The organism is Brevibacillus porteri (assembly GCF_003013475.1).
GTDB lineage: Bacteria > Bacillota > Bacilli > Brevibacillales > Brevibacillaceae > Brevibacillus > Brevibacillus porteri.
This window is the reverse complement of the sequence record NZ_PXZO01000022.1, coordinates 68,111-75,460: the sequence shown is the minus strand read 5'-3', so window position 1 is coordinate 75,460 and position 7,350 is coordinate 68,111. Positions and strand designations below refer to the sequence as shown.

The window sequence follows — 7,350 nt, the reverse complement described above, 5'->3', positions numbered from 1 at the left end:
TAACAATTGGGGTGCAGTTCAGGATTGGTCAGGTGGTTTTTCTGTTTGATACCAAAGAAAGGTTAACCGGGTATCATGATCGATGCCGTTCCTATTTAAGGGGCGGTATTTTTTTTAGTGGCATAGATATTTTCTCAAGGATATTTTCAACAAGCATAGAATATTATCATTATTCGCAATCTTCGTTTAAGGAAGGTATAAACATATGGATAAAGAAACTCAGCGAATCGACCTTAGACAAGAACAGTTCAACATGAAAGAGCTGCTTCAGTCACTTGTTGAAACGACTACGGACGCGATTTCAATTAGGGACATGCAGGGTAGTATACTTTTTGTGAATAGTGCTTTTGAAAAAATCTATGGTTGGACATATCAAGACCTCCTGAATGACCCGTACTGTCTTGTACCTGAAGATCTCATTAACGAAACAAAGGAAATTTTCCACGAGGTTAAATATGAAGGAAAAAATATTACGGGCTATGAGACCGTGCGTCAACGAAAAAATGGCCAGATCGTGCTGGTTGGTCTAACAGCTTCCCCTATAAGAGATCGAGAAGGAACGATCGTAGGCACTTCTGTCATCGCAAGGGATATTACGGACCGCAAAATGGCGGAAGAGGCTCTCGTGACAAGCGAGGCAAAGTACCGTATCCTCGTAGAAAATACAAGCGATGTTATTTGTCAACATGATGTACAGATGAATAATCTTTTTGTATCTCCTTCTATCGAGCACCATTTGGGATACACACCGGATGAATTTCTGCAAACGAATAGTTTTGAGCTCATTCACCCCGATGATGTGAAAATCGTGCAAGACCTGCGTTACTTACTCTCCGCGAATCCCCAAAATGTACAAATGGAGATCAGAATACGCCATAAAAATGGATCGTGGGTGTACTGGGAGTCGCGTTGTGTTCCGATCATGTCTGAGAACAAAGAGGTCGATAGCTTTTTATTCGTTTCACGCAATATCACGGAGCGAAAACAGTCTGAAGAAGCTTTGCGCAAGAGCGAGGAACAGTATCGATTCATTGCCGAGCACACAGCAGACTTCATCTCCGTGATTGATAAGAACGGTCACGTATTGTATAGTTCACCTTCACATCTGAAGAAATTAGGGACGAGCCAAATTATCATTGGAAACATACATCCAGAAGATGCATCACTCGTTTGTGAGCGATTTTCCACTATGCTTCAATTCCATATACCTATTACATGTGAGTATCGATACAAACTGGAAAACGAGAAATGGATCTACCTCGAATCTAAAGGAATGCCTTTTTTCAGTTCGGATAGTGAAAGACAATACTTCATCAACGTTACACGTAATATTACGGAGAGGAAGCAAAATGAAGAACTTCTCAGGAGAACAGAAAAGCTGTCCGTAATTGGTGAATTGGCTGCAAGTATCGCGCACGAAATAAGAAATCCGCTTACGTCATTAAAAGGCTTTATTCAGTACTTGCGGCCAACACTATCAGATGGCGTCATTTATACAGACATTATGTTGGCCGAGCTAGATCGCATCAACTTTATCGTGAGTGAGCTGCTTGTATTGGCTAAACCGCAAACTCTGAATGTGAAGCGGATTCTTTTACATCCACTCATTGAAAGTGTGGTAAAGTTTCTCGAATCAGAAGCGAATCTAACCAACATTACGATCAACACCATATTCAGCCATATTCCGATAGCGATTAATGGAGAAGAAAATCTAGTAAAACAAGTCTTTATCAATATTTTGAAGAATTCTCTGGATGCGATCACGGCGAATGGCGAAATCAGCATAGAAACCACATGCCTACATGAAACTCACGTGCTGATTCGCTTTACCGACAATGGATGTGGCATTTCCCAAGAGCTGCTACCTAGACTCGGTGAACCTTTTTATACCACGAAAGAGAAAGGAACAGGCTTAGGTTTACTTGTCAGCAATAAAATAATGAAAGATCATAAAGGCACCATCACCATCTCAAGTGAGATCAACAAGGGTACCATCGTGGAAATCATGTTGCCCATTTCGAAATAGGAAGGTGATCCTAGTGAATAATCTAATCGTTGCCAATAAGGTAACATTCACCAAATCCCCACCTACGTGTGCTGAAAAATCCAGAATTTTCAGAGGGGGAGAAAGTGATGTGGAGGAAGCTACTACTTCATCCGCTTGCCGTTCGATACAGCGTGTTTATGATCGGACTGGCGGTCATGGCGTTTGGTATTGGCATGATGATTGAGGCTCATTTAGGTGTTGCACCGTGGGATACACTGCATATCGGATTACAGAAGACATTTGGACTGACCATCGGCATATGGTCGCAAATCGTGGGAGCCATGATCATTCTCGCTTCCTACATCATTGGCAAGATACGGCCTAACGTGGGTATGTTTTTAAACATGTTTTTCTTCGGGCTGTTTATTGATTTATTCATGTGGCTGAACTGGATTCCTACAGGAGAGACCGTTATAGAACGAGCCATTTTGTTTGCTGTCGGTCTGCTCATCTATACGATCGGCACGGGCATGTATATTTCACCGCGATTGGGAGCCGGTCCACGTGACAGTTTTATGTTAGCTCTACATGAGCGAATGGGATGGGGCGTCGGTAAAGTCAGGATCGGTATAGAGTGCACGGTCATGGTGTTGGGCTTGTTGCTTGGTGGGCCCGTTTCGGTGGGAACCTTTGTGACGGCCCTTGCGATCGGACCACTGATCAAGCAGTTTATTCCGATGTGGGAGCGAATCCTGGCAAAACCTTACGGAACGGCTTAGTCCAGAGAAAAAGAAAAAGGGTGCTCAAATGGAGTACCCTTTTTCACTTTGTTGCAGCTTGCGTTCAGCTATATAAGAAGCGATTCCTAAAATCAAACCCAGTGATACGAGCACAGCACCGACCCACGGGAGGGCGGTTATATCCAGATGAGTAATAACCCATCCGCCAATGAAAGCACCAGCTGCATTTCCTAGATTTCCGGCAGAATGACTGGAGGTAGAAGCAAGCGCCGGTGCATTCTGAGCGAGGTTCATCACACGTACTTGCAGCCCTGGAAATACAGCGAAAGAAGCAGCTCCCCATAGAAAAATGGTCAATACGGCAGCAATTGGACTATATACGGTAAACGTAAACAGCGTGAGAATGATGCATATCGTAAAGTAAAGACCGAGTATGGAAGGCATCAGCTTCCAATCCGCAAGCTTTCCGCCCACGATATTTCCGATGGTCACTCCGCAGCCGAAGAGGACAAGAATCCACGTTACATGATACTCAGCAAAACCGGTAATTTGCGTTAGCAGTGGCGTAATATACGTAAACACGGTGAATAGACCTGCGTTGCCTAGTGCTCCAATAAGGAGGTACAGAAGGAGCTTGGGCTTGAGAAGAGCGGTAATTTGCCCAGTGATACTCTCGGTGTTTTCTTGCCGCATTTTTGGGACGAAAACGAGTATTCCGATGAGTGCTATGATTCCCATGATCGCAATAGAGCCAAATGAAGCTCGCCACCCCATATGTTGACCGATAAAAGTCCCCAGAGGCACACCAATAATATTGGCGATCGTCAGACCTGCCATCATAATGGAAACGGCTGCGGCACGTTTGTCAGGACTTACAAGACTGGAAGCTACAACAGCCCCAACTCCAAAGAATGTCCCATGTGTCAAAGCGGTGATCAGGCGTGCTCCCATCAATATAGCGTAGTTGGGAGCAAAAACAGAGATTCCGTTCCCGAGAATAAACAGAACCATGAGTAGACAGAGTAGCTTCTTTTGGGGAATTCGGTGGGTGAGGACTGTCAGTATCGGTGCACCGATGGCTACCCCTAGCGCATACATGGTAATGAGTTGACCCGCAGATGAGATACTAACATCCAAATCCTCTGCAACATTCGGCAGCAGACCCATAATGACAAATTCCGTCATCCCAATGGCAAAAGAGCCTACGGTAAGAGAGAGCAAAGAGATAGAAGACTTTTCCTTGTTGACCTGTTTCTTGGTAGTAGTGTGAGATAACGCCATGAAGTCAATACAACCTTTCTACAGTATAAAATCCCGGTTGAACTGTCGTTTTATAGTAGCGGGTAAAGATTACCTGTTCTACTTTGTTAAGTCAAGGCATTTTTGCCCTGTAGGCAACTCCGCGTGATGATGAACAATGAGAAAAGGAAAACTCCAAGTGTGTAGTTGACAGATAACCAAATTGTGGTTATGATGTACTCGTCATTAATCGTAATCATTACGGTTTATTTTTTCTGTTTTAAATCGTAATGATTACGTTTAGAGTGAAGTAATTAGCTGTTCATCAAAAATATGGTAAGAGGGTAGGTTGTGATGAAACGGGAAATCGAATTTATAAAGTTTAATCCCACACAAAATATGACCATTCTTGTGAAAAATAATCATCCAGCGGAAGAGTATCCGCTCATCGCCTCAAAAATGATGTCCTACGATAGTGTCCATGCAGAACAAGTGGGCTTTATCGAAAAATCAAGTAATGTTGGAGCGGCAGCCCATCTACAAATGGCCGGGGGCGAGTTTTGTGGCAATGCATGCATGGCATTAGCGACGTTCATTGCGCATGAAAATGGCCTACAGCATCATGATTGGACCGAAATTGTTTTGGAAGCTTCGGGTACAGATCATTTCGTTACTTGTCGAGTAAAAAGAATCGAAGACGAATATTACTGCCAAGTTTCAATGCCTCTTCCTAAAAAGATCGAAGAGCAATCAATCAACTATGATGGCGACGAAATAAACATGGTGATTGTACGGTATCCTGATTTCTTTCACATCGTGATTGAAGTGGACCAGTTCAATGAGGCGGTAAGAAAACGTGCGCAGTCTTTAGCCAAGCTGCTTGGAGTAACTGTAGGGGCGAATTTGATCGGTGTGCTATTGTATCAGCCAGCTTCGAATGAATTGGCTCCACTTATCTTTGTTCCGCCATTAGATAGCATGATCTGGGAAAGAGGCTGTGGGTCAGGTACTGCTTCACTTGGAGCCTATCTGGCTTGGAAAAAGAAAGGCGATATCGCTGCTCCGATCAGGCAACCGGGAGGCACGATTCATGTAACCGCCAATTGGCAAAGCGAAGAAGTAACCAGCCTGAAAATTGAGGGGACAGTCGGAATCGTGGCACGAGGCAAAGCATTCATCGAGATACCAGATACGGTTTGAGATTTCCCATTTTATTTAGCAAGGGGAGAACTGAATGAATAGACCAGAACAGTTGCAACAACATTTGACTGCATTTCTCGAAAGGTTCACCCATTTAGCGGATCGATATGACGGCACCATCCATCACAGTTCGGAGTTAGAAAAAATCATAGATGAGTATTCTACATTCATAACGGATGAAAGAAACAAAGAAGCCTGGGAGCAACTAGAACCGTCAATCGTAAGCCAGTTGAATCAGTTTGTGGAGGATGTAAGAAAATCGTCGGCGATTTGCGTTGCCATTATGGAGAAATATCGTGCGCTGAAGCTGCTGGATGGGATTGCCGATAAGACCGACTACTTTCAAAACATTGAATCATGTATTGAAGAAGAATTTGGGAGTTTCCAAGTTACTGTTGATTCAAAGGTGTTAATGGTTGGCTCAGGCTCATTTCCCATGACGCCATTGTTGATTGCGAAGCGAACTGGAGCGGAAGTGGTTGGTATCGACATTGATGCGGAGGCCATCCATCTAGGCCGGAGTGTTGTTGAAAGGCTGGGAAGTGGATTGCCTATCCGCTTGGAGAAAGAGTTTGTGGAACGCCTTGATATGACGAAGGATGCAACCCATATCATCTTTAGTTCGACGGTTGCAAATAAATATGACCTGCTGGAACAATTGCATCCATTGACAAATGAACAAGTGATCGTGGCGATCCGATACGGTAATCAATTGAAGTCCCTGTTTAACTACCCCATGAGAGAGGTAGATGAGCGGAAATGGACGCTGATTGAAACCATCTTGCGTCCCGATCATGTGTTTGATATCGCTTTGTATAAAAAAGCATCGGCTACATGCTGGTCGTAAAAGGAGGCTTCTATGGGTGCTTTGAAACGAATCTTGCTATTGGGAACAGGTCCTGCTTCGATTCAAATGGCTGTCATGCTAAAAAAACAATGGGATTGCTACATTGGGATCGTTGGGCGTGAGTCTGTTCGTTCCGAATCATTCTTTGCTGAATTAAAGCAAAATAGGCAGCAAATTCGCGTAGATGTTCAAAATGAAAAGCATCAAAAGCTGGAAGGCGAATGCCAAATCGATCAAGTATTCCAGGGATATGGGACCGTTACAGGGGAATGGGATACCTTCCTATTATCTGTCACAACAGATGCTTATATAGAAGTTTTACAACAAATCAATGATCAGGTCTTACAGCAAATAAAGTGCATGGTTTTAGTTTCTCCGACCTTTGGTTCCAACAGTTTACTACGCCATTATCTAAACAGGATTCATTCAGATGCGGAGATTATCAGTTTTTCTACATACCTTGGCGATACACGCTGGTTCCACGATAAGCCTTCCAATCGTGTAATTACGACAGGAGTTAAGAAAAAAGTTTACATTGGCTCGACGCACTCTCCATCCCAGAATGTAAAAAGACTTTGTGAGTTATATGAGCAAGTAGGTATCGATTTGGAACTCATGGACTCTCCGATTGAGGCGGAAACGAGAAATATATCCCTATATGTGCATCCGCCACTGTTTATGAATGACTTCTCCCTTCGTGTGATATTTGGAGAGGAACCAATCAAAAAGTACGTATACAAAATGTTTCCAGAGGGTCCCATCACGCAATATCTCATTCGCAATATGCTTACCCAATGGAAAGAGATCACAAAAGTGGTGGAAAAGCTCAATATGAAAGGGGTCAATTTGCTGAAGTTCATGACGGATGACAACTATCCGGTGAGGCTGGAGTGTCTATCACGTGATGATTTCGAAAACTTCGTTCATTTTGAAGCGATTCATCAAGAGTATTTATTGTTCATTCGGTATACCTCCCTGTTGATCGATCCTTTTTCGGAGCCAGATTCAGAGGGAAGATACTTCGATTTCTCTGCTGTCCCCATCCGGAAAATGTTTATCAATAGGGAAGGGTATTGGGATATTCCGCGTATGCCAAAGGAAGATTACTATCGGATAAAAATCATTCAGGGCATTGCAAGATACATAGATATCAGTTGTCCTACCATCGATACATTCATTGAAACGTACGAGCGTAAAATTGCGGAAGTTGCGCTAACACGTAAGGGCGAAAGGTTATCGGATGCATTCGTGGTGCAAAGCTTCGAGGAAGATTTGAAGAGGATATGCAGTGAGCTCGGCAAGGGTATGGAATCAAAGAAAACGTACTAGCACGTATT

General features: G+C 43.5%; 6 protein-coding genes. 5 read left to right on the top strand and 1 reads right to left on the bottom strand.

The genetic code is table 11. The annotated features are described in order from the left end of the window. Positions 1-205 precede the first annotated feature (205 nt). Positions 206-2,026 carry a PAS domain S-box protein gene (locus C7R92_RS13625; RefSeq protein ID WP_106834634.1) on the top strand — a complete coding sequence of 607 codons (1,821 nt, stop codon included), beginning with the start codon at positions 206-208 and terminating at the stop codon, positions 2,024-2,026. A gap of 107 nt (positions 2,027-2,133) precedes the next feature. Then, entirely contained in the window at positions 2,134-2,766 is a 633-nt protein-coding gene (locus C7R92_RS13620; protein ID WP_020477522.1) for a YczE/YyaS/YitT family protein, read from the top strand. 24 nt (positions 2,767-2,790) lie between these two features. Here the strand turns inward: C7R92_RS13620 and C7R92_RS13615 are convergent, their stop codons facing one another. Then, entirely contained in the window at positions 2,791-4,008 is a 1,218-nt protein-coding gene (locus C7R92_RS13615) for an MFS transporter (protein WP_106834633.1), read from the bottom strand. Positions 4,009-4,320: 312 nt separating this feature from the next. Here C7R92_RS13615 and C7R92_RS13610 point away from each other — a divergent pair, with 312 nt between their 5' ends. From C7R92_RS13610 to C7R92_RS13600, 3 genes are read left to right on the top strand one after another with little or no spacing between them, the layout of a single operon-like run. Continuing rightward, positions 4,321-5,166: a histidine racemase CntK family protein gene (locus C7R92_RS13610; RefSeq protein WP_106834632.1), complete on the top strand. Its 846-nt coding sequence runs from the start codon at positions 4,321-4,323 to the stop codon at positions 5,164-5,166. 34 nt (positions 5,167-5,200) lie between these two features. Further along, positions 5,201-6,013, top strand: a complete 813-nt coding sequence (locus tag C7R92_RS13605; protein ID WP_106834631.1) for a class I SAM-dependent methyltransferase — start codon at positions 5,201-5,203, stop codon at positions 6,011-6,013. A gap of 12 nt (positions 6,014-6,025) precedes the next feature. Continuing rightward, positions 6,026-7,342 (top strand): opine metallophore biosynthesis dehydrogenase, encoded by a 1,317-nt coding sequence (locus C7R92_RS13600; protein WP_106834630.1) that lies wholly within the window; start codon positions 6,026-6,028, stop codon positions 7,340-7,342. The last annotated feature ends 8 nt before the right edge of the window (positions 7,343-7,350 follow it).

Coding starts and splice junctions, on each gene's coding strand:
- C7R92_RS13615 (WP_106834633.1), bottom strand. CDS start 4,008: ATGGCGTTATCTCACACTACTACCAAGAAACAGGTCAACAAGGAAAAG.
- C7R92_RS13610 (WP_106834632.1), top strand. CDS start 4,321: ATGAAACGGGAAATCGAATTTATAAAGTTTAATCCCACACAAAATATG.
- C7R92_RS13600 (WP_106834630.1), top strand. CDS start 6,026: ATGGGTGCTTTGAAACGAATCTTGCTATTGGGAACAGGTCCTGCTTCG.
- C7R92_RS13620 (WP_020477522.1), top strand. CDS start 2,134: ATGTGGAGGAAGCTACTACTTCATCCGCTTGCCGTTCGATACAGCGTG.
- C7R92_RS13605 (WP_106834631.1), top strand. CDS start 5,201: ATGAATAGACCAGAACAGTTGCAACAACATTTGACTGCATTTCTCGAA.
- C7R92_RS13625 (WP_106834634.1), top strand. CDS start 206: ATGGATAAAGAAACTCAGCGAATCGACCTTAGACAAGAACAGTTCAAC.